A 25,320-nucleotide genomic window follows, 5' to 3' on the forward strand; every position below is an offset into this window, starting at 1 on the left:
GCACCAGTGCCGAATCGCGCGGGTCGGTTCCGGACGCGGCGGCGTACCCGTCGCAGAACGCGGTTCGGTTGCGCTCCACCCACTCCCGGGCACGCGCGGCGCGCTGCTTGTCACCGCCCTGGTCGACCAGCGGCCCGTATGCGGCGTACTCGAAGGAGCGCAATACACCGGCCACGTCGCGCATCGGCGAATCCGGAGCCCGCCGTTCCTCGAGCGGTTGCCCGGGTTCACCTTCGAAGTCGATCAGGACCCAGGTCTCGGGGGTGCGAAGCACCTGGCCGAGGTGCAGGTCGCCATGGACGCGTTGCACAGTGATGGGTTCGTCGGCCAGTTTCTGGAACCGCTCCTCGATGGTGCTGACGTACTGGCCGAGCTCCGGCACGGCGGCGGCCGCGGCGGACAACCGCGACAACACCGTGTCCACCGGGAAGGGCGCCTGCGCCGTCCCGAGAGTTTCGGCCAGCGCGGCGTGTACCGAGGCGACGGCTTCACCGAGCCGGTAGGCCTCACCGGCGAAGTCGCCCCCCACTTCGTGGGCATAGAGGTCGCCCTCGGCGAAGAGGTCGCGGACACTGGCTGTCGCCATGGCCCAGCCTTCGGCCGCGTTGGCGGCGAACGCCGTCACCATGCCCAGCGGCCAGGCCGACTCCGGCGCCTGTTCCGAGGATCCGAGCTCGAAGATGCCCAGCAGGCGTGCCACATGCGGATTACCGGCGCGGCCGAGCACACGGTTCAGCTCGATATCCGGATTGATTCCCGGGCTGACCCGGCGGAACACCTTGAAAATGGCCGCCGGTGCGCGATCGTAAATGACGCTGGTATTGCTCTGCTCGGCGTCGGCGACGCGGGGATAGGCGTCCAAGGGCAACTTGACGTCGGGTTCCTTAGCGAACCGGATCTGCGTTTCCGATTCCCCTCGGGTGGCCGAAGATTCGATCAACGACAACAGGAATTGCGGCGCCTCGGCGTCATAAAGCGCGTCGAATCCGATGTGGTCGTCGGCGGAGCCGATGGTGGCCTGCGTGCTGTACTCCGGCACTGGCTCGTGATCCCACCCGACGATCACTTGATACCGCTCGGTCGACCCGTCGGTGTAGGCGACGTCGACCAGCACCACCTCCAGGTCGTCACGCAACGGCACGACGACGGCGGTTTGTGCGCTGGACAACTCGCGGCTGCGTCCGGCATACCAACGTTGCTGCGGCAACCAATCTGACCATGGCAACTTCTCGGCTCTCGTCGCTGCGGCGGGGGTCATCCGTGGTCCTCCTCTTCGGATGAGCACAGCTGGAACCAGTAGAAACCGTGCCCTGGCAGGGTCAGCAGGTATGGCAGATGCCCGATCCGGGGAAATGCAACCTGGCCGGTCAATTCGATCGGCGTGTAGTGGTTCCATTGCTGCAAGTTCAATTCGATCGGCTGCGGAAAGCGCGACAAATTGTTGACGCACAACACCAAGTCGCCCTCTTCCCCGTTCTCGCCGCGTGTTTCCCGTACGTACGCCAGGACAGACGGGTTGGACCCGCCCAATTCATGGAAGGAACCGACCGCGAATGCTTCGTGGCGGCGCCGCACCGCGAGCATGGTGCGGGTCCAGTTGAGCAGCGATGTCGACGTGTCGCGTTGGGCCTCGACGTTGACCGCCTGATAGCCGTAGACGGGGTCCTGGCTGGCCGGCAGGTACAACCGGCCGGGGTTCGCGGTGGAGAATCCGCCGTTGCGGTCCGGTGTCCACTGCATCGGCGTCCGCACCCCGTCGCGGTCACCCAGCCAGATGACGTCGCCCATGCCGATCTCGTCGCCGTAGTACAACACCGGCGAGCCGGGCAGCGAGAGCAACAGCGCGTTGAACAACCGCATCTGGTTGAAGTCGTTTTCCAGCAGCGGCGCCAGCCGGCGGCGGATACCGACGTTGGCCTTCATCCGCGGGTCTTTGGCGTACTCGGAGTACATGTAGTCGCGTTCCTCGTCGGTGACCATCTCCAGGGTCAACTCGTCGTGGTTACGCAGAAAGATCCCCCATTGCGCCAGGTCGGGAATGTCGGGGGTCTGAGCCAGGATCTCCGAGATCGGGAACCGGGATTCTCGGCGCACCGCCATGAAGATGCGTGGCATCAGCGGGAAATGAAACGCCATGTGGCACTCGTCGCCACCGGTGCTCGGGTCGCCGAAGTACTCGACCACATCGGCCGGCCACTGGTTGGCCTCGGCGAGCAGAACCCGCCCGGGGTACTCGTCGTCGACCACTTTGCGGACCCGCTTGAGGAAGGCGTGGGTCTCCGGCAGGTTCTCGCAGTTGGTGCCTTCCCGCTCGAACAGATAAGGCACCGCGTCCAGGCGGAACCCGTCGATGCCCAGCCCCAGCCAGAAGCGCAGGACGTCAATCATCGCCTCCTGGACGGCGGGATTCTCGTAGTTCAGATCCGGCTGATGAGAAAAGAAGCGGTGCCAATAGAACTGGCGGCGAACCGGATCGAACGTCCAGTTCGATTCTTCGGTGTCCACGAAGATGATGCGGGCGTCGGTGTACTTCTCGCTGGTGTCGCTCCACACGTAGAAGTCGCCGTACGGCCCGTCGGGATCTTGCCGCGACTCCTGAAACCAGGGGTGCGAGTCCGAGGTGTGGTTCATCACCAAGTCGGTGATGACGCGGATGCCCCGGTCGTGGGCGGCGTCGATGAGGGCGACGAAATCCTCGACCGTGCCGAACTCCGGGAGCACCTTGTAGAAGTCCCGGATGTCGTACCCGCCGTCTCGCAGCGGCGAGTCGTAGAACGGCGGCAGCCAGATGCAGTCCACGCCCAGCCATTGCAGGTAGTCCAAGCGGTCGAGAAGACCCCGCAGGTCGCCGGACCCGTCGGCGTTGCGATCCAGGAACGCCCGGACCAGTACCTCGTAGAACACGGCGTGTTTGAACCACGTCGGATCGGCGGGTAGTGCGGCGGCGTTGTCGAAGTCCTCTGCGGTCGGGTGCTCGACCACACCTCCCTCGACGTGGCTGCCCGCAGCGGGATCGTGCTCGACGGATTGTTTTGCGTCGTTCATCAATTCCACGATGCCACGGGTACCCGACCGGCCACGCAAAGAATCACGCCCGGCGAGAACTTGCGAATCATGGTTAGTAGCAGCCGATTTCACTCACCGGGAGGATTAAAACGCGGCGGATCAGGCCGGCGGCCCCTCCGCCAACGTCACATTTTCGGTGCGCGCGCCGCCAGATTTGGAGCGCCACGTAATCGAGATCACATCACCGGGGTGGTGACCGTTGAGCGCATCGGACAATGCGGTCGCCGAATTGATCGCGGAGTTGTCGATGGCGGTGATCACATCTCCGTTGGAGATACCGACCGATGCGGCGGGTGCGTCACCCACGACACGCTGCACGCGTGCACCGTTGCCGCCGTTGTCGACCACCCCCAGGCCCAGGAACGCGGTCGGCCCGACATGCACGGTGCCGCCGCCCGAACCCGAGCGGATCTGGTTGGCGATGCCCATTGCCCGCCCGATCGGGATGGCGAACCCTTGACCGCCTTGCGACATCTGGAAGTTTTCGGTGGCGGCGGTGTTGATGCCCACCACTTGACCGCCATTGTTGACCACGGGGCCACCCGAGTCGCCGGGCTGGATCGCGGCGTCCACCTGAATCAGACCGTTGAGCGTCTCGGATGCGCCGGTCAACTGGTCGGAAGCCTGGACGGTTTGGTTGACCGCGACGACCTTGCCGGCCATGGCGCGCGGCGTGCCGCCCTGCCCGCCGGTGTTGCCCAGCGCCACGATCGGCTCACCGACCGTGACCCCACCGCCGATCGCGGCGGTGGGCAGGCCTGCCGCGCCACGCAACTGCAGCACCGCGATGTCCTGGGTGCGGTCGTAGCCGACCACGTCGACACCATAAGTTCGGCCGTCGCCGACGTCGAAGGCGCTGATGTCCGTGGCGCCGGAGATGACGTGGTTATTGGTCAGCACCACGCCGTTGGGATCGATGACGATGCCGGTCCCGGCTCCCACGGCGTTGTTGTAGCCCAGCTTGGTATTGATGTTGACCACCTGGGGGCCAACCTGTCCCACCAGTGCCGACGGGTCCAACGGGAAGGACGGCGCGGCCGGCGCGGGCACCGGCGGAGTAGCCAGGCCGAATCCGAGCACCGTCAACACCGCGATCAACCATGACCACCTCAGTGACCGGTTTCGCGACTTGTTCATCCCGTGACCTCCTGCGTCGGGGTAAAGAAAGCGAATTCATTCAGCCCTACGGTCCGGGCAGTTTGCAACAACACCGTAGTCCAGATACCCACTTCAGACGGTGTTAGCCCTCCACTCCCCGCCGACTGCGCGGGGCGCTGGAAATAGGACCGGCAAGATGGTGACTTATGTCACCGACCATGTCAATTAGCGTCAGATCGCGGTAGGAGAACCGCCACAATCCGTCAATTCGTTCGAACCGGTCGTGGTAGCGACCGGTGACAATAGCCTGCAACGCCAAATCGTCGGTTTGCTGCCACACCGTGTAATAGCTCCGGCAGGCCGCAGTCCCGGCAGCCTCGTCCACCTCGATGATGGGATTGGTCACCACGTGTTTGGTCCGCGGGGTGCCGTCTGGATACAGCACAATAAGCGACTTCCATATCGTCAACAGCCCGGCCGCGTCCGTGCTGCCGTGCTCGGCGTCATCGCCGATCCGGATGCGGGCATGCGCGAAGAGGTCGGCTGCTGCGGTCAGGTCACCGCTGTCGATGCATTCGGCGTAGCGATAAAGCAGGTTGGTGATCTGAGTCTGCGCCGCCAGCATCAGCTAACGGTAACGCGGGGCGAATCGAACAGGTGCACCTGAGCTGCGGCGCGGATAGCTTCTAGGGTGCTGGACATTCACCCTTGGCGAAAGTGAACTGCCCGACCTCGATGATGCCCCTCCGAAAGAAGTCGGCGCAGCCCGTCAGGTACCGGTAGAAGCGGTCGTGCACCTCGGGCGACGTGGCCGCGATCGCATCGTCGCGGCGGGCCGCCAGGTTCGCCGCCCACGCATCGAGCGTACGAACGTAGTGCGGGCTCAAAATTTCCGCATGCTGCAACGAGAAGCCGGCAGCGCTTGAAAACTCGACGACGTCGTCGGCCAACGGCACCTCGCCACCGGGGAAAATCTCCTGGCTGATGAAGCGCATGAACCTGAAGTCACTCGTGGTGGTGTGGATACCACGCTTCCTCCAGTAACGGGGCGGGTGGGCGAATATGGTTTGCAAGACCATCCGGCCACCGGGGGGCAGGATTCGATGTGCCATCTCGAAAAAGGCCGCGTAGCGCTGCCTTCCGAAGGCCTCGAACGCCTCGATGCTGACTATGCCGTCAGTCGGTTCGTCGAACTCTTCCCAGCCACGCAGCAGGACCGTGTGAGAGCGGCCGATTGGGATGTCGCCGAGCAACCGCTGGGTGTACGCATGCTGCTTCTTGCTCAACGTAAGACCGACGACGTTGACGTCGTACTTCTCCATCGCGCGCCGCATCGCTGAGCCCCACCCGCAGCCGATGTCCAGCAGAGTCATCCCGGGCTGCAGATCAAGCTTGTTCAAACACATATCGAGCTTGCCGAGCTGTGCTTGCTCGAGCGTCATACCGTCGTGCTCGAAATACGCGCAGCTGTATGTCCGCGACGGGTCCTGAAACAACGCGAAGAGGGTGTCGGACAGATCGTAATGAGCCTGAACGAGTTCGAACTGTGGCCGCAACACCCCCACTGGGGACGACCCGTAGTCAGCCATGTGCTAGTGCCCCTTGAGGTTTGCGGTGGTCACGGGCCCGAGTGCCGACCGAGCGGTCGATAGTTAGCGAATCTTGCTATGCAGCAATAAGGCTACCTTGAGCCAGCCCTGACTCGGGCCAACTTGAGCTTTCGACTTGCCGCCGGCCACCCGTTGCGCCACAGCAATTTTCCGCTGGCTAGCTGCCACTCCTGCGCCGTCACTTGAAACGGTCGGCAATGGCGGGCCGGCCCGGCATGATCAACGCGGCGGCGACCGGCCCTTAAGCTGACCAGGTGGACGGTTTCGACCCGAAGGTCCGGTTCACGCAGTCTCCGGTGGCACGACTGGCCACCATCACCGCCGCGGGCAAACCGCATCTGGTGCCGGTGGTGTTCGCCGTCGACGGCGAGGTCATCTACACCGCCGTGGACGCGAAACCGAAGAGCACCCAGCGGCTGCGCCGTTTGGACAACATCGAACACGACCCCCGGGCCAGCCTTTTGGTCGACCACTACGCCGACGACTGGACATCGTTGTGGTGGGTGCGGGTAGACGGTGTGGCCACCGTTCACCGCGACGGTGCGGCGCTGCACACGGGCTATCGGCTGCTTCGCGCCAAATACCCTCAATATCAGTCGGTTTCATTGAACGGTCCGGTCATCGCGCTAGCTGCGCGGCACTGGTCCAGCTGGCACGCCTAACCGCCCACCCGATCGCCCTTGTGTTGGGCCTCGGATGGGAGAAAGGTTGGCGACATCGCGTGTGAGCTAGAACACACCGCGGCAACGAGGCCGGGAGACTGGAGGAACGTCATGGCCGACAGAGCGGGTACTTCGCAGAGCACAGCAACGGTCCCCACCGCCGAAAGTCCGGATTCCATTCGCAATGTGGTGCTGGTGGGACCGTCCGGCGGTGGCAAGACCACCCTCGTCGATGCGCTGCTGGTGGCCGGTGGGGTGCTGTCGCGGCCGGGATCGGTCGTGGACGGCACGACGGTCTGCGACTTCGACGATGCCGAGATCCGCCAGCAGCGCTCGGTCGGCGTGGCAGTGGCTTCCCTGTCACGCGACGGCGTCAAGATCAACCTGATCGATACTCCCGGCTACGCCGACTTCGTCGGAGAGTTGCGTGCGGGCTTGCGCGCCGCCGATTGCGCGCTGTTCGTCATCGCCGCCAATGAGGGAGTCGACGAGCCCACCAAGTCGCTCTGGCGGGAATGCAACCAAGTCGGCATGCCCCGGGCGGTGGTCATCACCAAGCTCGACCACGCCCGCGCGAACTATGACGAAGCGTTGGCCGCGGCTCAAGACGCCTTCGGCGACAAAGTGTTACCGCTGTACCTGCCCACCGATGACGGTTTGATCGGACTGCTGACTCAAACGCAATACGTTTACTCCGGCGGCAAGCGCACTACGCGGCGCCCGGACCCGTCGGACGTTGCCCGGATCGAGGAGGCGCGCGGCACCCTCATCGAAGGCATCATCGAAGAATCCGAGGACGAGTCGCTGATGGAGCGCTACCTCGGTGGTGAGGTGATCGACGAAGCGATACTCATCGCGGACCTGGAGCGCGCCGTTGCGCGCGGTTCGTTCTTTCCGGTCATTCCCGTGTCCAGTGGCACCGGTGTGGGCACCTTGGAGTTGTTGGAGGTGGCGACTCGCGGCTTTCCGTCCCCCAAGGAACATCCACTACCCGATGTCTTCACGCCGCAGGGCGCGACGCACGCCGAACTGGCGTGTGACGTCTCCGAGCCGCTACTCGCCGAGGTGGTCAAGACGACGTCGGACCCGTACGTCGGCCGAGTGAGCTTGGTTCGAGTGTTCTCCGGGATGATCAAGCCGGATGCGACCGTCCATGTCTCCGGCCACTTTTCGTCCTTCTTCGGTGAAACCAACGGGCACGGTGACGTCCACCCCGACCACGACGAGGACGAGCGCATCGGGGTCTTGTCGTTTCCGCTCGGCAAACAGCAACGCCCGGCTACCGCTGTGGTGGCCGGAGACATCTGCGCGATCGGCAAGTTGAGCCGTGCGGAAACCGGTGACACCCTCTCCGACAAGTCCGAGCCGCTGGTTCTGAAGCCCTGGACCATGCCCGAACCGCTGTTACCGGTCGCCATCGCGGCACACGCCAAGACCGACGAAGACAAGTTGTCGGTGGGGCTGGGCCGCCTGGCCGCTGAAGATCCCACCCTGCGGATCGAGCAGAATCAAGAGACCCACCAGATCGTGCTGTGGTGCATGGGCGAAGCCCACGCGGGCGTGGTCCTCGACGCCCTGGCCAACCGCTACGGCGTCACCGTCGACATCGTCGAGCTTCGCGTGCCGCTGCGAGAAACGTTCGCCGGCAAGGCGAAAGGACATGGTCGCCACGTCAAGCAGTCCGGCGGCCACGGGCAGTACGGGGTGTGCGATATCGAGGTTGAGCCGCTGCCGGAGGGCTCTGGATTCGAGTTCGTCGACAAGGTCGTCGGCGGAGCGGTACCGCGCCAATTCATCCCGAGCGTGGAAAAGGGCGTCCGCGCCCAGATGGAGAAGGGCGTGCACGCCGGCTACCCGGTGGTCGACATTCGCGTCACGCTGCTCGACGGCAAGGCCCACAGTGTCGATTCTTCGGACTTCGCTTTCCAGATGGCCGGCGCGCTGGCGCTCAAGGAAGCCGCGGCGGCTACCAAGATCATCCTGCTCGAACCGATCGACGAGGTGTCGGTTGTGGTCCCTGACGACTATGTCGGCGCGGTGATGGGCGACCTGTCCGGGCGACGCGGTCGGCTGCTGGGCACCGATACAGCCGGTAACGACCGCACTGTGGTGAAAGCCGAAGTGCCGCAAGTCGAATTGACGCGGTATGCCAACGACCTGCGCTCGCTGGCGCACGGCGCCGCGACGTTCACCCGAGCGTTCGCCCGCTATGAGCCGATGCCGGAGTCCGCCGCGGCCCGGGTGAAGGCTTCGGTCTAGCGGTCCGACGCCCGCTCAGCCCTGCCGGGCGAACCGCTGGGCCACCGCCCGGCGATCCAGCGAGCCCTTGGCGGTATGCGGCAACTCGCTGGTCACTTCGAAGCTGGCCGGGACCTCGAAGCCGGCCAACCGCTCTCGGCAGAACTCGGTCAATTCCGCTGCGGTCGGCGGGTTGTCCTCCCGCGGCACTATCGCCGCGGCGACGGCTTCGCCGTACATCTGGTGCGGCACCCCGAACACCGCCGCTTCCAACACGTTCGGGTGACTGGCCAGGATGCCCTCGACGCGCTCCGGAGAGATCTTCTCGCCTCCGCGGTTGATCAATTCCTTGATCCGACCGCGGATGCTCAAGCCACCGTCATCGGACAACGAGCCCAGATCACCGGTGCGCAGCCAGCCGTCGGTGAAATTGGCGGCGGTGATCTTCGGGTCCCCAAGGTAACCGCGCACCACCGTGTCGCCCCGCAACCACACTTCTCCCACCTCGCCCACCGGCAGGGCAGCCCCGTCCGGCCCCGCGATCCGAATCTGCGCACCAGTCGAAGAGCCCACGAGTCCTGTTGCAGCGGATAGCTTTTCAACCTCGTCGGCCCCAGTGGTGCTGACCTGGTGGGTGGCCTCGGTCATGCCGAAGGCGGAGACGACCGGCGCGGAGAACGCGGCCTGCAGTCCCTGCACCACTTCGGCGGTCAGCGGCGCGCTGCAACTGCGGATGAACCGCAATGCAGCAAGCCGGTTTGGCGGCTCGGCTTTCGCGCGTTCCAACAGGATTTGGTGAATCGTCGGGACGGCGGTGTACCAGGTGGCGCCGGCGGCGGTGATGTCGTCCCAGAAGGTATGCGCCGAGAAGCGCCCACCGGGCGGTAACAACACCGTCCCGCCCGAGGCCAGGGTGGACAGCAACGCAGCGACCAGGCCGTGGCCGTGGTACAGCGGCATCACCGCCACGGTGGCATCCTGAGGGCCCAGCTGGTATCCGGCGACGATCGAGCGCACCGAGTTCGCCAGGTTGCCGCGCGTCCAGGGCACCATCTTGGGCAACCCCGTGGTTCCGCCGGTGAACATGATCATCGCATCATCCGGTTGCAGACCCTGCGGCGACGAGGTGGCCGGGTTGGGCTGGCCGGTCACGTCCAACTGCACCGACAGCGCACGCGCGGCACGGTCGACCGACACGGCGATCGGCCACCAGACCATCGTCGGTTCCGCTTCGTCGCCGGCCGTCGCTGCGTCGATCAGGACCGCGCGCACCCCTGCCGCTTCGGTGCGGGCGCGTTGGTCAGCCACGGGCAACGCCGGGTCGAGCGGCACCGCAACGAGATTCGCGTGCGACGCTGCCAGCAGCGCAACCACGAACTCGGCGTTGCTGCGGGTACGCAATGCGACGCGGTCACCCGGCTGCAAACCCGCGCGAGTCAATTGTCCCGCCAGGTCGTCGACGAGACGAATCAACTCGCGGTAACTGACCGGCACTCGGTCCTGAGTGACGATGAGCGCCGGCGCGTCGGGCACCCGGCCTGCCGCCGCCTCGACCAAATCGCTGATGCGAGGTCCCGCTGCAGCCGCATCCTGGGCAGTCACCTGTGCTGACATCGCTGCGCTCCTTTGCAGTGTCGCGGTGCTCTGAAGCACCTAAGGAGCACGATGCCCGCCGCGAGGCCGCCACGTCCAATACGGATCCGCTAACGCTCGATAGCCGACACCTATCGAGGGGAAGCCAGCCTGGTCCAGGAGGATCGATAGACGCCGTGAATCACCGGATAGCGACCCCGTCTTGGACGCCCGTCGCGCACCGGACCACAGTGATGACCAAGAACCCCACGCACAGGAGGAGCGCCACGATGACCGGTGTCGAATTGACCGACGGCTTCCATCTGGTCGTTTCGGCACTGCAAGCCAACGGTGTCGACACCATCTACGGGCTCGTCGGGATCCCTATCACCGATCTCGCGCGCAGCGCGCAGGCGGCCGGGATCCGCTACATCGGTTTCCGGCACGAGGGGTCGGCAGGCAATGCCGCCGCCGCGGCGGGGTACTTGACTCAGCGGCCGGGCGTCTGCCTGACCACGTCGGGTCCGGGATTCCTCAACGGGCTGCCCGCCCTGGCCAATGCCACCACGAATTGCTTTCCCATGATCCAGATTTCTGGATCGAGCGACCGGGCCGTCGTGGACTTACAGCGGGGTGACTACCAGGACCTCGACCAACTCAACGCCGCGCGGCCGTTCGCCAAGGCCACCTACCGGATCGCACGGGTGGAAGACGTCGGCCGCGGCATCGCCCGCGCCGTCCGCACCGCCATCTCGGGGCGTCCGGGTGGCGTTTATCTCGACATCCCCGGCGAGGTGCTCAGCCAGACCATGGAAAGCGAAGCCGCAGCAGCCTCGATTTGGCAGATCGTCGATCCGGCGCCTCGGCAGCTTCCGGCACCCGAGGCCGTCGACCGGGCGTTGACCGTGCTCGCGCAGGCCCAGCGCCCACTGATCGTGCTGGGCAAAGGCGCCGCCTACGCGCACGCGGACGACGCTGTCCGGGCATTCGTCGAAGCGACGGGCATACCCTTCCTGCCGATGTCGATGGCCAAGGGACTGCTCCCCGACTCGCATCCCCAGTCGGTCGCCGCGGCTCGCTCAATGGCGATCTCGCGCGCCGACACCGTGCTCTTAGTCGGCGCACGACTGAATTGGCTGCTGGGACATGGCGAATCGCCGCAGTGGTCCCCTGACGCCAAGTTCGTCCAGGTGGACATCGCCGCTTCGGAATTCGACAGCAATCAGCCGATCGCGGCCCCGTTGACCGGTGACATCGGTTCGGTACTGGCGGCGCTGACCGAAGGCTTGGCCAGGCAACCGATCACCGTATCGACGTCCTGGACTACCGAACTCGCGGAACGTCGCACCGCCAACAACGCCAAGATGCGCGAGCGCCTGGCCGAGAACCCGCATCCCATGCGGTTTTACAACGCACTGGGCGCCATCGGTGCGGTGTTGCAGCAGAACCCGGACGTCTATGTCGTCAACGAAGGCGCCAACGCGCTGGATCTGGCCCGCAACATCATTGACATGGAGTTGCCACGGCACCGGCTCGACACCGGCACCTGGGGGGTGATGGGCATCGGTATGGGATACGCGATCGCCGCCGCGGTCGAGACCGGTCGGCCGGTCGTCGCGATCGAAGGAGACAGCGCATTCGGGTTCAGCGGCATGGAGATCGAAACCATCTGCCGCTACCGGTTACCGATCACCGTCGTCATACTCAACAATGGCGGCGTGTACCGCGGTGACGAAATCCCCGGCGGTGCAACCCGCTCCGCGAAGGATCCGGCACCAACGGTGCTCAACGCCGGGGCTCGCCACGAGCTGCTGGCACAGGCGTTCGGCGGCACGGGATATCACGTGACGACGCCGACGGAGTTGACGACCGCGTTGCACGAGGCGTTGGCATCCAACGGTCCGGCCCTCATCGACTGCGAACTCGACCCCGCCGCGGGCGTGGAGAGCGGACACCTGGCGAGCCGAAACCCCACCAGGGCCGCGAAGTAGTCCTAGCGCGACCTGGTCAAGCTGCGTAGTTGTGCGTCGAAGAAGTCGTTCAACGTCAGCTGTTGCGCGCATGCCGACAGTGCTCGAGCCACGGGTGATCCCGGCCCTGAGGCGTTGGTGCCCAGTGCGATCTGAACTTTCAAACTCGGCTCGACGAGCTCAACCGCGCGCACGTCCCCGCTCGTCGAACCAGCGATCGACGTGGTCCACAACCAGGTGTGCGGCACGATGCAGGCCGAATTGCCGGTCACGACTTGTGCGAAAAGTGAAGCCACCGAGTCGGTTTCAATTTGCGGAGCGACGGCGAGCCCATGCTCGGCGAAGGCGGCATCGATGACCTGCCGATCTCGCATATCGGGGGTGAGCAAGGCCAGCGGCAATTGCGCGGCGTCCGGCCACCGCAATTGTGTGGCACCCGGTGCCAGCAGGTCCGCCGGGGCCAGCAGCACGTAATGCTCCTCGTACAACGGAATCAGGTCCACGTCGGAACTGTCCTCGGGTGCAGGATGAGCTATGACGGCGTCGAGCTCGAATTCGCGCAACCGCCGATAGAGTTCGGTCGCGGCCAGCCGAGACGCAATCTGCACCTTCGCCAAAGGGTGAGCCGAGCAAAACGCCGACAACACCAAGGACGCCGTGGTCGATGCGGTGGGTACCGTGCCCAGCCGCAGCGTCCCGGTGATACCGGACTGCACTGCACGAACCTCCGCCTTGAACGCATCGTGTTCGGCGAGAATTCGCTTGGCCCACACGACCAGTCGTTCCCCCTCGGCGGTGAGCCCCTCGAAACTGTGACCGCGGTTGATCAGCGTGACGTTGAGTTCGCGTTCCAGCTTGGCGATCGCCGACGACAGCGCCGGCTGCGAGACGTAACACTTCTCGGCGGCCCGGGCGAAATGCCGCTCTTGGGCGACGGCGACGAAGTATTCGAGCTGGCGGAAGAGCACCGCACCTCCTGGGCCGTGGGCACGATCTCGGTGAGGTTAGCCTGTCGCCGCTCGGTCGGCTACCGACGTTAGCGGAGCTGGCCGAAAAATGTTTGCTATGGCCCCGATAGGCAACACACCATCTAGAATGTCGATGTATTGATTGGACCATCTCGGAGGGTAGACGCCATGCGCGGAGCGGTTCGTTATCTGTTCGTTATGGTGGCAATTGCCGTGATGGTTGCGGCGGGGTCGGGCAGCCCGGCTAGTGGCGCGCTACCGGTACCCACGCCACCACCCGGTGTCGCGTCGGTGTTGCCGGCCAACGGCGCCGTGGTGGGTGTGGCACACCCGGTGGTGGTCACGTTCAATGCCCCCGTCTTCGATCGCCGGGCTGCCGAACGGACGATTCGCGTCACCTCGCCGACCAACATGAGCGGGCATTTTCAGTGGCTCGACGGCAATGTCGTGCAGTGGGTGCCTAATCAGTACTGGCCTGCACATACCCACGTCTCGGTGGGTGTCCAGGAATTGACCGAAGGCTTCGAGACCGGCGACGCGCTTCTGGGTGTGGCCAGCATCTCCAAGCACACCTTCACCGTCAGCCGCAACGGTGAGGTGTTGCGCACGATGCCGGCGTCGATGGGTAAGCCCAGTCGTCCGACGCCGATCGGCAACTTCAACGCCATGTCGAAAGAACGCACCGTGGTCATGGATTCACGGACCATCGGCATCCCGCTCAACTCCTCGGATGGGTACCTGATCACAGCCCAGTACGCCGTGCGCGTCACCTCCAGCGGGGTCTACGTGCATTCGGCGCCGTGGTCGGTGAATTCGCAGGGTTATTCCAACGTCAGCCACGGATGCATCAATCTGAGCCCGGACAACGCTGCCTGGTATTTCAACCAGGTCAACGTTGGTGATCCGATCGACGTAGTGGCCTGACTCTTTCGGCGCCCGCCCGGGTGTGTGGCGACGGTCACATTCACCAGCTGGAAGACGGGCGCTGCTGCGCGGGTTTGGGTTAGAGACCCGCGCGAACGAAAGGCCGACTTATGAACGGTCCGGAGAAGACACCCCTCGCCGCCCGAATCGAGCGGTTGTTCGCCGAAGACGAGCAGTTCCGGCGCGCCAAGCCGGACGCCGGCACTCGCGCGACTGCGCGCCAGCCCGAACGACGACTGTCCGAGGTGCTGGAAACTCTCGTCGCGGGTTACGGGGATCGTCCGGCACTCGGCTGGCGAGCGCGCTCGGTGACGACCGATCCCGAAACCGGCCGCACCATCACCACCTTGCTGCCGCGATTCGACACCATCAAGTACCAAGACCTCTGGGACAACGTGCGCGCGATTGCCGCGGCATGGCGCAATGATCCGGTCAATCCCACCGTTGCGGGCGACTTCGTCGCCACCGTCGGCTTCGCCAGCGCCGAGTACCTCACCGTCGATCTGGTTTGCGGGTACCTGGGTCTGGTGGCGGTACCGCTGCAGCACAACACCACCGCATCCCGGTTGCAGCCCATCCTCGCCGAGGTGGAACCGCAGACCCTCGCCGCGGGGGCGGGGTACCTGGACCTGGCCGTCGAAGCCGCCCTCGGCAGCACCTCGCTGCGCCGCCTGGTTGTCTTCGATTACCAACCCGAAGTCGACGACCATCGGGAAAGCATGCAGCGGGCACGCGACAAGCTGGCCGCCGCAGCCATGTCGGTGAGCATCGAAACACTTGACGACACGGTCGCGCGCGGCCGCGCCCTACCTCCTGAGCCGCTGTTCACCGCGGACACCGACCAACGGCTCGCCATGATCATGTACACCTCTGGCAGCACCGGATTACCCAAGGGCGCAATGTATTCCGAGCGGATGGTGGCCAAGATCTGGACGAACCAGCTGTTGCCGGAGGCCGAAGACATCCCGGTGATCAACGTCAACTTCATGCCGTTGAACCACCTGGGTGGCCGCATCCCGCTGTCCACGGCGTTTCAGGCCGGCGGAACCAGTTACTTCGTGCCGGAGAGCGATTTGTCCACGCTTTTCGATGACTGGAGCTTGGTGCGGCCCACGGAAATGGGTCTGGTGCCGCGGGTCGCCGAGATGCTTTATCAGCGTTATCAGAGCGCGGTCGACCGCCGCTTCGCCCAAGGCGCCGACGTCGGCGCAGCCGAGCGCGAGGCGCTGAATGAGTTGCGAGAGAACGTACTCGGCGGTCGCGTCCTCACCAGCTTCAGCGGCACCGCACCGCTGTCGGCGGAGATGAAATCCTTTGTCGAGACCTGTTTAGATGTGCACGTCGTCGACGGCTACGGCCTCACCGAGGTCGGCATGGTCACCAAGGACGGGCTGATCACCCAACCTCCGGTCATCGACTACAAGCTGGTCGACGTTCCCGAACTCGGCTACTTCCGCACCGACAAGCCGCATCCGCGTGGCGAGCTGCTGGTGAAGTCGGCGACCTCGATGTCGGGGTACTACAAACGACCCGACGTGACCGCCAATGCCTTTGACTCCAAAGGTTATTACCGGACCGGTGACGTGATGGCCGAGTTGGCACCGGGCCGCCTTGCTTACGTCGATCGACGCAACAATGTCCTGAAACTGGCTCAGGGAGAGTTCGTCGCGGTAGCCAGACTCGAAGCGGTGTTCGCTAGCGCGCCTCTGGTTCGGCAGATCTTCGTCTACGGCAACAGTGAGCGACCCTACCTGTTGGCGGTGGTGGTGCCGACCAGCGAAGCTCTGCAGAGATTCGCCGGGGAGACCGCGGGACTCAAAGCGGCGCTGAGCGAATCGTTGAGGCAGACCGCGAAACAAGCCGAGCTGCAATCCTACGAGGTGCCTGTCGATTTCCTGGTCGAACTCGACCCGTTCAGTGCCGACAACGGTTTGTTGTCCGGTGTTGGCAAGCTGCTGCGGCCCAGGCTGAAGGAGCACTACGGCGAGCGACTCGAACAGCTCTACACCGAACTCGCCGAGACTCGGGTGGCCGAATTGCGTTCGTTGCGCGCGGAGGCCGCGGACCGTCCGGTCATCGAAACGTTGACCCGCGCCGCCGAAGCGTTGCTGGGAATGGTGGGCGGACCACCAGCCCCGGATGCGCATTTCATGGATCTCGGCGGTGATTCCTTGTCGGCGTTGACCTTCAGCAACCTGTTGCAAGACATTCTTAATGTTTCAGTACCGGTAGGCCTGATCATCGGCCCCACGTCGAACTTGAAGTCATTGGCTGATTACATTGCCACAGAACGGGATTCCGCCGGCAAGCGGCCCTCCTTCGCGTCGGTGCACGGCGACGGCGCGACGCAGGTGCGTGCGGCGGATTTGACCCTGGACAAGTTCATCGACGCGCAGACCTTGGCCGTGGCTGCCGCGCTGCCCCGGTCTACCGGTACTGCGCACACGGTGCTGCTGACCGGCGCCAACGGGTACCTAGGCCGGTTCCTCACCCTGGAATGGTTACAACGGCTGTCCGAGCGGGACGGGAAGCTGATTGCCATTGTGCGCGGCAGCGACGCCGACGCCGCCCGGCAGCGCTTGACCGACGTCTTCGGGAGCGCTGACTCTGACTTGGTGCAGCGATTCGAGGAGTTGGCCGCCGACCATCTCGAGATCATCCCCGGTGACATCGGTGAGCCCAATCTCGGTCTTGATCAACAGACTTGGGAGAGGCTGGCGCAGACGGTCGACTTGATTGTCCATCCGGCCGCGCTGGTCAACCATGTTCTGCCCTACGACCAACTCTTCGGGCCCAATGTCGTCGGCACCGCCGAGGTGATCCGTTTGTCGATCACCGCGCGCATCAAACCCGTCACTTACCTGTCGACCGTGGCGGTGGCCATACCCGTGCCGGCAGGTGAGTTCGACGAAGACGGCGACATCCGGGCCGTGAGCGCGGTGCGGCCCATCGACGACAGCTACGCCAACGGGTATGCCAACAGCAAATGGGCCGGCGAAGTATTGCTGCGCGAAGCCCACGACCTGTGCGGCCTGCCGGTGGCGGTGTTCCGTTCCGACATGATCCTGGCGCACAGCTCCTTCGCGGGGCAGCTCAACGTGCCCGATGCGTTCACCCGGTTGATCTTCAGCCTGCTCGTGACCGGTATCGCCCCGTGGTCGTTCTATGAATCCGACGAGCCGGGCACCCGTGCGCGGGCTCACTACGATGGGCTGCCTGCTGATTTCGTCGCCGAAGCGGTGACCACCCTGGGTGAAGACAGCGGTGAAGCCAGAATTTTCCGGTCTTTCGACGTGATGAACCCGCACGACGACGGAGTATCACTGGATGTCTTCGTGGATTGGCTGATCGCCGCAGGTCATGACATTCGCCGCATCGACGACTACGACGAGTGGCGCGGGCGATTCGAGACCGCGTTGCGTGCTTTGCCCGACAAGCAGCGTCAATACTCGGTGTTACCGCTGCTCGACGCCTATCGCGAACCGCAGCGTCCGCTGCGCGGTGCCCCGGCCCCCACCGAAGTGTTCCGCAGCGCGGTGCGCGCCGCCAAGATCGTTGCGGAACAAGACATTCCGCATCTGTCGGCGGCGCTGATCGACAAGTACGTGACGGACTTGCAGGTGCTTGGACTGATCGAGAGGGTGGTGTCATGACAGCGACCACGGCCCGCGCGGTACGTTTCGACCGTTACGGCGGACGAGACGTGTTGTATGTTGCCGACATCGAGATGCCGACACCCGGGCCCGGTGAGGTGGTCGTGGAAATTCGGGCGGCCGGGATCAATCCCGGCGAGGCCGCGATCCGCCAGGGCGCGATGCACGAGATGTTTCCCGCGACCTTTCCCTCCGGGGAGGGCAGTGACCTGGCCGGGATCGTGACCGTCGTCGGACCCGAGGTCACCGAGTTCGCGGTTGGCGACGAAGTATTGGGGTTCAGCTTTCGCCGGTCCAGCCACGCTACCCATACCGCCGTTCCGGTCACCCAATTGATTCGCAAGCCGCCCGAAATGAGTTGGGAAGTAGCGGGTTCGCTCTATGTGGTCGGCGTGACGGCGTATGCGGCGGTGCGCGCCGTCGCCCCCGAGGCAGGTGAGACAGTTGCCGTCTCGGCGGCTGCGGGCGGCGTCGGGACGGTGGTAGTGCAGTTGTTGGTTCATCGCGGCGTACGCGTCTTGGGAATTGCCGGCCCGGACAATTGGGAGTGGCTGCGCGCCCATGGCGTGACGCCGATCGCGTACGGAGACGGACTGCCGCAACGGTTGCGTGAAGCGGCGCCGCAGGGGATCGATGCGTTCATCGATCTGTTCGGGCCCGACTACGTGCAGCTGGCCGTCGATCTGGGGGTGGCGCCGGAGCGGATCGAGACCATCATCGCGTTTCAGAAGGCGGGCGAAGTCGGTGCCAAGACCGAGGGCAGCGTGGACGCCTCGACGCCCGAAGTGCTGGCCGAGATCGCCGGGCTGGTGGCCAGCGGTGTCATCGATTTCGACATCGCCGCCACCTTTCCGCTTGATCGGGTGGCCGACGCGTTCGCTGTCCTCGAGCAACGGCATACCCACGGCAAGATCGTTCTGGTGCCGTGACGAGTCCAGTTACGCCATGCCCGCCTCGACGACTTTGATGATCACCAGTACGACCGCCAGCGCCAGGTAGCCGCGGAGCGTGAACAGTCCCGCGCGTCGGGCGGGTGACATGACCGGGCGCGTCAGTGTGGCGAGATCTGGTGTGCACCAAATAATTCGGTCGTAATCGGCCGCATCCATACCGGTTAGGTCGCCACCACGACGGCCGGTGATGATGGCACCGGCACCGATGGTCAGTCCCGTCAGCGCACCCACCGCAAGCCCGGCCTCAACGGTCGCCGTCGACAAGTGCGGAAAGAAGGTGGCGGCCGTCAAGGCCAGCGACAACAGCACCAGGCCCCACACGATGGTCCACGCGACGATGTTCTGCCGCAGCGTGTTTGACCATGGCCCCAGCACCGCTTTGTCATTGCAGAGCAGCACCAGAAAGACGGTGGCAGATGGCAGCAGCACCCCGGCCAGTGCCTGGACACCCTGGGTGACGAGGCCCAAGACGTGGTCGGGGCTGAAGGCGACGGCGGCCGACACCGCGAGCAGGACCGCGTATCCGCCATAGAACAATGGTGCTTCGCTGATCTTCCAGTGCAGCGAGTGCCGCTTGCCCATGGCGTCACCGACGGCGTAAGTGGTGGCCAGGCCGATCGCGTTCGCACCGATCAACGATGCGTCCAACAGGATGATGGCAAAAAGCACACCGACCGTCCTGCCGAGGTGGTCGGCAAGCCCGGCGGCAACCGCTCCGGCGTCGGTGAAGTTGCCGACCGCTGCGGTGCCTGCCAATCCGAAAGCGGTCACCGCCATCAGCGCTGTGGCACCGACCATGACAACCACGATGCCCAGCGCCAAATCGGCTCGGGCGTAGGGAATCCAGCGTGCCGTGATCCGCTTGTCGACGATGTTGGACTGTTGGAAGAACAACTGCCACGGCGCCACCGTCGTCCCCACGATCGCGACGATCAACAACAACACCGTGGAGTTCAGACCGCCGGGGAATTGGGGCATCAGGCCTCCGACGGTTCTCTTCCACGACGGGTGGACCAACAATGTCATGGGAAATATCACCAGATTCACCGCGATGAGCAGAAACATCATCGCCTCCCAGCGACGAAAAGACCCGCCGGCCACCACGGCGAACAGCAACACCGCCGCGACCGGAATCGCGACGATCTTCGGGCAGCCCACGAAGCCGAGTGCCAGTGCGACGCCGATGAATTCGGTGACTATCGTCAATGCGTTGAGCACCAACAGGTCACCGACGCTGAAGACGCCCCAGAATTTCCCGAATCGTTGGAAGATCAATCGGGCGTGACCGACTCGGGTGACCGCACCCAAGCGCAGCACCATCTCCTGGTTCACGTACAGCACCGGGACGAGCAGGGTGAGCGTCCACAGGAGATTCATGCCGTAGTTTTGGCCGGCTTGAGCGTACGTGGCCACTCCGCCGGCGTCGTTGTCGCCGACCATGGCGATCAGCCCGGGACCACTGATAACCATCAAGGTCTGTAGCCGGCGCCACGGCCCCGTGGTGGGGCCCGCGCCTCGCCGGATACGGCCGAAGGCGCCGACGATTTCGCCGTTGTGCGCCGAATCGGGCGCAGCGGCGGGTGTCCGGGGTGCGCTGGCCTCGTGGCTAGCGCTGGTAGAAGTCATCGAATGTCTCGCCTTCGCAATGTTTTTGCCGGGCGCGACCGAGTGCGGACGACGGGCGCCAGGTGGGCACCCGCCGCCTGCTCGGTGGCGATCGCCTGGTTAGGGACCCAGTACCGATATGGGCAGCCGCGCCACGTACGCATCGGCGCGTTCTTCGGCAGTCATGTTGACTGCCATGCGGATTCGCTCGGCGGCTCGCCGCAACATTGAGCGGCGTTCGACAGACGTCATCTGGGGTGCAATGACTTTCATCACCATGGTGTACTCCTGCCAGCGGCCCGATCGGCGCACGTCAGCGCACCGTCACTCACGTGACGGTCAAGCAGTCGCAATTCAGGCAGCGAAGCAGGTGCCGGAGCCGGATCGGGACGAGATGGATTCGGGATAGGGACTATCGCTGGGACTCATATCTCGCCCTCACCTCCTTGCAGCCGGGACACACGCGGGTGTCTGCACAGTTCACCAGCACGAAAGGAGCGCGAACATTCGACGGCTAACCGTCGAACACACCCCTCTCGTCGGAGCTTCGGCACTGCACGGCGTATCCGATTGCCTCGGAAGCCACTTGGGCTCAACCCTTAGGCCGGGAAGAGCTGTCCTGACCCGGGGCGTCTCTCGACGTTCGGGGTCAGTGGCCTGTGTCCGTACAGACGCCTCACCTACCGAGGTGTCTTGCGGATCCCATGGTTGCACCGAACCCTCGACTCGTCAAACCGGTTCCCCGTGCGCCTACCCTCGAAGTATGGCCACTACTCTGCAGGACCCACGGGTCGCGTCGACGCTTGATCGAATGTATGCCGCCGCCAAAGACCAGATGTCGCGGTTGCAGGAACGGCGCGGCGATTTCGCCCGACCGATGACCGCGCAGGAGCGCGCCGAAGCGATGAGCGAGTTCTACATCCCGGTGACCCCGGAAGCGGGCCAGCTGCTCTACGCGTTGGTGCGGGCCACCCGTCCGGAGACGGTGGTCGAATTCGGCACGTCCTTCGGCATCTCCGCACTGCATCTGGCAGCGGCCGTGCGCGACAACGGTACCGGCCGGGTCATTACCACCGAGCTCAGCGACACCAAGATTGCCGCGGCGACGGCGACATTCGCCGAGACCGGCCTCGACGACGTCATCACCGTCTTGGCAGGTGATGCGTTGAGCACGCTGACCGAGCTGGACGGTCCAGTCAACTTCGTCCTACTCGACGGGTGGAAAGACCTGTACCTGCCGGTAATTCAACTGCTGGAACCTCGGTTGACGCCAGGAGCGCTGGTGATCGCCGACAACACCGAGGCGGCCGACGCCGGGACCTACCTCGACCACGTTCGCAACCCGGACACCGGCTACGTCACCTTCAACCTGCCCGTCCGCGCGACCGACAGTATGGAAATCAGCTGCTGGGCAAGCAGCTAATCATCGAAGCGACTCTTCCAGCCAGGGGATGAGCCACTTCACCCCTTCCGGGGTGAGGTGGACCCCGTCACTGCGCACCTTGATGCCGTCGACTTTCGCCGTGTAAACCCCATCCGGACACAGCTTCTTGTTCAGGTCCACGATTCCGACATTGGGGCGCTGGCTTACGGCATTGCGCAGCATGGTGTTCCACTGGTTGACCCGATCGGGCTGGTCCTCCGGGTAAAGCCGGCCATCCGCCTTCTCCCCGCCGCGGCTATACGGGACGGTGGCCACCATCACCCGCACGCCGGTCGACCCGACGATGCTCAACGCCCGCTGCAGCTCGAAATTGAGATACGCATCGAAGGTGGGGTCACCGATGTGGGTCCACTTGCCCTCGTTGACGCGGTCAACCGTCTCCCAGCGGCCGATGACCAACAAGGCAACGTCTGGGCGGTCCTGGTTGATCTGCGTCGTCCAGCGGCCCGGCCAGGTATCGCATTCGGCTCGCTGTTCCAACGTTTGGCCGATGTAGCGATACGGGGTGCCACGCACCAAGCTGCAGCCGATGACGGTGTGGTCGATGAACTTGAAGCCGGGTGTCGCCGGTAGGTAGTGCATCATTGTCCAACCGATCGAATCGCCGAACACCGAGACGGTGAACGGCTGATTCGGGTCCCGGGGACCGGGCGCGGGTACCGGCTGACCGGTCCCCGGCGGCGACGGAGACACCGCGGCCACCGCGGAAACCCCCGGAGGCAGGCCGACTTCACGCAGTCCTGGTCCGGTGCCGACCGGGACGACGAGGATGGTCGCGGCGGCGGCGGAGGCGACAGTGGCGGCCGCCAGCGGCAACAGCGGGACGCGCTCGGGTCGCCACCGCCGAATAGGCTGCTCGATCAGCCACCACGATGCGCCGGCCGCTGCCACCGTCGCTGCGCATCGGACGGCGAACAACTGCAGTCCCGACCATCCGGTGCGTTCGCCGTTGAGCATCAGAAAGATTGGCCAGTGCCACAGGTAGACGCCGTAGGAGATGGCGCCCAGTGCCACCAAGGGGCGCCAAGCCAGGATGCGCGCCACCAGACCGCGCTGCTCCAGCGCGACGGGCGCGACCACCAGGACGGCGGCGACTGCCACCACGATCAACAATCCGTGGCGGAACTCGCCGGCGCTGCCGGTCGCGAAGTGTGTGATCGCCGCCAGCACGGCCAGGCCGAACACGGGCAGCGCCCGCATCACCCGTCGTCCCCACCGAGTCCGGATCAGACACCAGCCGCGATTCAGTGCCGACCAGTCGCGAACCAGCAAGGCCGAGGCCGCCGCGCCGATCAGTAAGGCCTGCGCACGGGTATCGGTTCCGAAGTAGATCCGGTCCCGGCTGGCGTCGGTGGTGAACACGATGGCCGCTGCGGCCGACGCCACCGCGCCGAGGGTGCCGATGACGAAGGTAGCGAACCGGACGTGGCCCACCGTGGTCTTGGCGAAGTAGCGTTTGGCGCGCGCCGCCAGCAGCAGGGTCACCCCGATCAGCAGCACCGGCCAGATGAAGTAATACTGCTCTTCCACCCCGAGCGACCAGGTGTGCTGCAGCGGTGAGGGCGGAGCGCCTTGGGTGAAGTAGTCCGTCTTCTGCGCGACGAACCGCCAGTTGGCCATCCACAGGAAGGCTGCGATCGCGTCACTGCGCAACCCGGTGAGCGACTGGTAGGGAAGCATGTCGCGGGCCAACCCGACTGTCAGCACCATCAATACCAGCGCGGGTAACAGTCGCCGCGCGCGTCGAATCCAGAATCCGGTCAGGTCGATGCGGCCGCTGCGGCCGAGTTCGTCGAGCAGCAGCGAGGTGATCAGAAAGCCGGACAGGACGAAGAAGACGTCGACCCCGATGAAGCCGCCGGCCACCCCCGGTATGCCGCCATGCCCCACCAGGACAAGCGCGACGGCGATCGCCCGCAAGCCGTCCAAGGCTGGGATCCCGTTGGGGCGCTCCGGCGTGTCCCACTTGGCCAGCCGTCCGACCCGTCGCACCGGGGCTACCCAGCGCCGCCGAGCAGAACGCGCCGGTGCGGGATGCTGCCCGCCCGGCTCAGTGCTCGCTGTTAGTGCGCCCCGACCATCTCGTCGCCCGGCGCCGAAGTTGCTGCCGATACGTCGTTGCCCCTCCTCGTGATCCCAGCAAGCTTAGAGTCGGCGCAGGCTGGATCCGTGGAAGACACGCAACCGTTTTCGGCTGCCTTTTACAGCGGGCTGGCGGGGTCGGCGTGGGCTCCGGTTTCCACCGAGCTCAGCCCGAGTTCCTCGAGAACTTGGGCGGTGTGCGCACCCAATTCCGGCGCTGGACCGGCGACCCTGCCGGGCGTCCGGGACAGCCAAGCCGGCACACCTGGGAAGCGCACCGGTCCGTGCGCGGTGTCTACCGTCTCGAAGAAGTCGACGGCGTTCAGATGCGGATCGTCGAACAACGCGGCTGGGCTGGACAGCGGTGCGGCCGGGATCTCGAGTTCACCGAACAACTCGAGCCACTCCTCGGTGGTGCGTTGCGCCATCGTTTCGGCCAGCAGCGCGTAGACGGCGTCGATCTGACGTGCCCGGCCCTCGAGCGTGGCGTACCCGTCACTGGCCCACGGCGGCCGCACGGCTCGGATGAAGGCCGCCCAATGCTTGTCGTTGTAGATCAACGCGGCGATGTAGCCGTCGCTGGTGCGATACGGCCGCCGGTTGGGCGCCACCGTCCGGGGGTAGATCGCCGGACCCAGCGCCGGAGAGAACATGGCGCCATTGGCGTGTTCGACCAGCATGAAAGAGGCGACGGCTTCGAACATCCCGATCTCCACCTCTTGGCCTTCGCCGGTGCGTTCCCGGTGGAACAGCGCCATCATCGTGGCGTAGAGGGCGGTGAGACCGGCGACCTTGTCGGCCAGGATGGTACCGACGTAGTTCGCCTCGCCCGTCAATTGTTCCTGCACGGAGGGCAGTCCGCAGGCCGCCTGAATGGTGTCGTCATACGCGGGCCGGTCGCGGTGGGGTCCGCGCCGTCCGAATCCGTAGCAGTTGGTGTAGACGATGGCCGGGTTGATGGCAGACACGTCGGGGTAGCTCAAACCGAGTCGACCGATCGCCTTGGCCCGCATCGAGTGGATGAAGACGTCCGCCCGCTCGATCAGCGCGTGCATCGCGGTTTGGCCGGAGTCGGACTTCAGATCCAAGGTGACCCCGCGTTTGCCGCGGTTGACGTTGACGAAGACACCGCTCATTCCCGGCGCCGGGCCGACCGAGATGTAGCGGGTGTCGTCGCCTTGCGGCGGCTCGACTTTGATGACGTCGGCGCCCATGTCGGCCATGATCTGGGTGCAGTAGGGTCCCATCACCATTGCGGTGAGGTCGACGACTCGCACCCCGGCCAGGGGTCCGGCGCTAGCCATGATGTGCGCGCTCCCGGCTCGCCCAGGCCGCGGACTCGAAGCTATAGCGGATATGGTCGTCGTGGCCGTGGGGCACCGGCGGGAAGATGAGCGGGGCCGACAGGTCCCGGATGGCGTACAGCTGCTCGGCAACGTCTTCCACCGACCAGGACAGGCGTTGCACGCCTGGGC

General features: G+C 65.0%; 18 protein-coding genes and 1 riboswitch. Of the genes, 7 read left to right on the forward strand and 11 right to left on the reverse strand.

Annotated features, from left to right (window positions below; genetic code table 11):
- The 5 genes from A9W95_RS00530 to A9W95_RS00550 form a co-directional block, all read right to left on the reverse strand.
- Positions 1-1,258: phosphotransferase (locus A9W95_RS00530; RefSeq protein WP_067408669.1), on the reverse strand; the 1,258-nt coding region annotated here is incomplete at its 3' end.
- Positions 1,255-3,045, reverse strand: a complete 1,791-nt coding sequence (treS, locus tag A9W95_RS00535) for a maltose alpha-D-glucosyltransferase (RefSeq protein WP_067408701.1) — start codon at positions 3,043-3,045, stop codon at positions 1,255-1,257. The genes A9W95_RS00530 and treS, both read right to left, overlap by 4 nt.
- Positions 3,046-3,165: 120 nt before the next feature.
- Positions 3,166-4,203, reverse strand: a complete 1,038-nt coding sequence (locus A9W95_RS00540; protein WP_067408671.1) for a S1C family serine protease — start codon at positions 4,201-4,203, stop codon at positions 3,166-3,168.
- A gap of 103 nt (positions 4,204-4,306) precedes the next feature.
- Positions 4,307-4,786: a nuclear transport factor 2 family protein gene (locus tag A9W95_RS00545; RefSeq protein WP_082982828.1), complete on the reverse strand. Its 480-nt coding sequence runs from the start codon at positions 4,784-4,786 to the stop codon at positions 4,307-4,309.
- Positions 4,787-4,850: 64 nt separating this feature from the next.
- Complete coding sequence (locus A9W95_RS00550; RefSeq protein WP_067408675.1) at positions 4,851-5,753, reverse strand: cyclopropane mycolic acid synthase family methyltransferase; 903 nt, start codon at positions 5,751-5,753, stop codon at positions 4,851-4,853.
- Between the two features lie 275 nt (positions 5,754-6,028).
- Here A9W95_RS00550 and A9W95_RS00555 point away from each other — a divergent pair, with 275 nt between their 5' ends.
- Together A9W95_RS00555 and A9W95_RS00560 are read left to right on the forward strand one after the other, a co-directional pair.
- The gene (locus tag A9W95_RS00555) at positions 6,029-6,436 is read left to right on the forward strand and encodes a TIGR03668 family PPOX class F420-dependent oxidoreductase (protein ID WP_067408677.1); all 408 of its coding nucleotides are present in this window, start codon (positions 6,029-6,031) and stop codon (positions 6,434-6,436) included.
- Between the two features lie 111 nt (positions 6,437-6,547).
- Complete coding sequence (locus tag A9W95_RS00560; RefSeq protein ID WP_067408679.1) at positions 6,548-8,695, forward strand: elongation factor G-like protein EF-G2; 2,148 nt, start codon at positions 6,548-6,550, stop codon at positions 8,693-8,695.
- Positions 8,696-8,710: 15 nt separating this feature from the next.
- Here A9W95_RS00560 and A9W95_RS00565 read toward each other — a convergent pair whose 3' ends face one another.
- On the reverse strand, positions 8,711-10,288 hold the full coding sequence (locus A9W95_RS00565) for a FadD7 family fatty acid--CoA ligase (RefSeq protein WP_067408681.1): 1,578 nt from the start codon (positions 10,286-10,288) through the stop codon (positions 8,711-8,713).
- A gap of 248 nt (positions 10,289-10,536) precedes the next feature.
- Between A9W95_RS00565 and oxc the strand changes: the two genes are divergently transcribed.
- Complete coding sequence (gene oxc / locus A9W95_RS00570; RefSeq protein WP_371328005.1) at positions 10,537-12,237, forward strand: oxalyl-CoA decarboxylase; 1,701 nt, start codon at positions 10,537-10,539, stop codon at positions 12,235-12,237.
- 2 nt (positions 12,238-12,239) lie between these two features.
- Here the strand turns inward: oxc and A9W95_RS00575 are convergent, their stop codons facing one another.
- On the reverse strand, positions 12,240-13,184 hold the full coding sequence (locus A9W95_RS00575) for a LysR family transcriptional regulator (protein ID WP_067408685.1): 945 nt from the start codon (positions 13,182-13,184) through the stop codon (positions 12,240-12,242).
- Between the two features lie 168 nt (positions 13,185-13,352).
- Between A9W95_RS00575 and A9W95_RS00580 the strand changes: the two genes are divergently transcribed.
- The 3 genes from A9W95_RS00580 to A9W95_RS00590 all read left to right on the forward strand — a co-directional run bounded on the left by A9W95_RS00580 (position 13,353) and on the right by A9W95_RS00590 (position 18,690).
- On the forward strand, positions 13,353-14,108 hold the full coding sequence (locus A9W95_RS00580) for a L,D-transpeptidase family protein (protein ID WP_067408686.1): 756 nt from the start codon (positions 13,353-13,355) through the stop codon (positions 14,106-14,108).
- A gap of 110 nt (positions 14,109-14,218) precedes the next feature.
- Positions 14,219-17,761 (forward strand): carboxylic acid reductase, encoded by a 3,543-nt coding sequence (gene car / locus A9W95_RS00585; protein ID WP_067408688.1) that lies wholly within the window; start codon positions 14,219-14,221, stop codon positions 17,759-17,761.
- On the forward strand, positions 17,758-18,690 hold the full coding sequence (locus tag A9W95_RS00590; protein ID WP_067408690.1) for an NADP-dependent oxidoreductase: 933 nt from the start codon (positions 17,758-17,760) through the stop codon (positions 18,688-18,690). Before car ends, A9W95_RS00590 begins: the two co-directional genes overlap by 4 nt.
- Positions 18,691-18,699: 9 nt before the next feature.
- On the opposite strand, the gene A9W95_RS00595 is transcribed toward A9W95_RS00590, so the two are convergent.
- On the reverse strand, positions 18,700-20,340 hold the full coding sequence (locus tag A9W95_RS00595; RefSeq protein WP_067408693.1) for an NRAMP family divalent metal transporter: 1,641 nt from the start codon (positions 20,338-20,340) through the stop codon (positions 18,700-18,702).
- A gap of 99 nt (positions 20,341-20,439) precedes the next feature.
- A complete protein-coding gene (locus A9W95_RS26635; protein WP_156745927.1) occupies positions 20,440-20,631 on the reverse strand; it encodes a hypothetical protein in 192 nt (63 codons plus the stop codon).
- Positions 20,632-20,843: 212 nt separating this feature from the next.
- Positions 20,844-21,014: riboswitch (M-box (ykoK) riboswitch) on the reverse strand.
- 68 nt (positions 21,015-21,082) lie between these two features.
- Between A9W95_RS26635 and A9W95_RS00600 the strand changes: the two genes are divergently transcribed.
- Positions 21,083-21,742 (forward strand): O-methyltransferase, encoded by a 660-nt coding sequence (locus A9W95_RS00600; RefSeq protein WP_067408695.1) that lies wholly within the window; start codon positions 21,083-21,085, stop codon positions 21,740-21,742.
- On the opposite strand, the gene A9W95_RS00605 is transcribed toward A9W95_RS00600, so the two are convergent.
- Both A9W95_RS00605 and A9W95_RS00610 read right to left on the reverse strand, forming a co-directional pair.
- The gene (locus tag A9W95_RS00605) at positions 21,743-23,755 is read right to left on the reverse strand and encodes an acyltransferase family protein (RefSeq protein WP_067408697.1); all 2,013 of its coding nucleotides are present in this window, start codon (positions 23,753-23,755) and stop codon (positions 21,743-21,745) included.
- Between the two features lie 209 nt (positions 23,756-23,964).
- The gene (locus A9W95_RS00610; RefSeq protein ID WP_067408699.1) at positions 23,965-25,149 is read right to left on the reverse strand and encodes a CaiB/BaiF CoA-transferase family protein; all 1,185 of its coding nucleotides are present in this window, start codon (positions 25,147-25,149) and stop codon (positions 23,965-23,967) included.
- Positions 25,150-25,320: the final 171 nt, after the last annotated feature.

It is taken from the genome of Mycobacterium sp. 1423905.2, assembly GCF_001673155.1.
Lineage (GTDB): Bacteria > Actinomycetota > Actinomycetes > Mycobacteriales > Mycobacteriaceae > Mycobacterium.

Coding starts and splice junctions, on each gene's coding strand:
- A9W95_RS00590 (WP_067408690.1), top strand. CDS start 17,758: ATGACAGCGACCACGGCCCGCGCGGTACGTTTCGACCGTTACGGCGGA.
- A9W95_RS00565 (WP_067408681.1), bottom strand. CDS start 10,288: ATGTCAGCACAGGTGACTGCCCAGGATGCGGCTGCAGCGGGACCTCGC.
- oxc (WP_371328005.1), top strand. CDS start 10,537: ATGACCGGTGTCGAATTGACCGACGGCTTCCATCTGGTCGTTTCGGCA.
- A9W95_RS00580 (WP_067408686.1), top strand. CDS start 13,353: ATGCGCGGAGCGGTTCGTTATCTGTTCGTTATGGTGGCAATTGCCGTG.
- A9W95_RS00550 (WP_067408675.1), bottom strand. CDS start 5,753: ATGGCTGACTACGGGTCGTCCCCAGTGGGGGTGTTGCGGCCACAGTTC.
- A9W95_RS00560 (WP_067408679.1), top strand. CDS start 6,548: ATGGCCGACAGAGCGGGTACTTCGCAGAGCACAGCAACGGTCCCCACC.
- treS (WP_067408701.1), bottom strand. CDS start 3,045: ATGAACGACGCAAAACAATCCGTCGAGCACGATCCCGCTGCGGGCAGC.
- A9W95_RS00595 (WP_067408693.1), bottom strand. CDS start 20,340: ATGACTTCTACCAGCGCTAGCCACGAGGCCAGCGCACCCCGGACACCC.
- A9W95_RS00610 (WP_067408699.1), bottom strand. CDS start 25,149: ATGGCTAGCGCCGGACCCCTGGCCGGGGTGCGAGTCGTCGACCTCACC.
- car (WP_067408688.1), top strand. CDS start 14,219: ATGAACGGTCCGGAGAAGACACCCCTCGCCGCCCGAATCGAGCGGTTG.
- A9W95_RS00600 (WP_067408695.1), top strand. CDS start 21,083: ATGGCCACTACTCTGCAGGACCCACGGGTCGCGTCGACGCTTGATCGA.
- A9W95_RS00540 (WP_067408671.1), bottom strand. CDS start 4,203: ATGAACAAGTCGCGAAACCGGTCACTGAGGTGGTCATGGTTGATCGCG.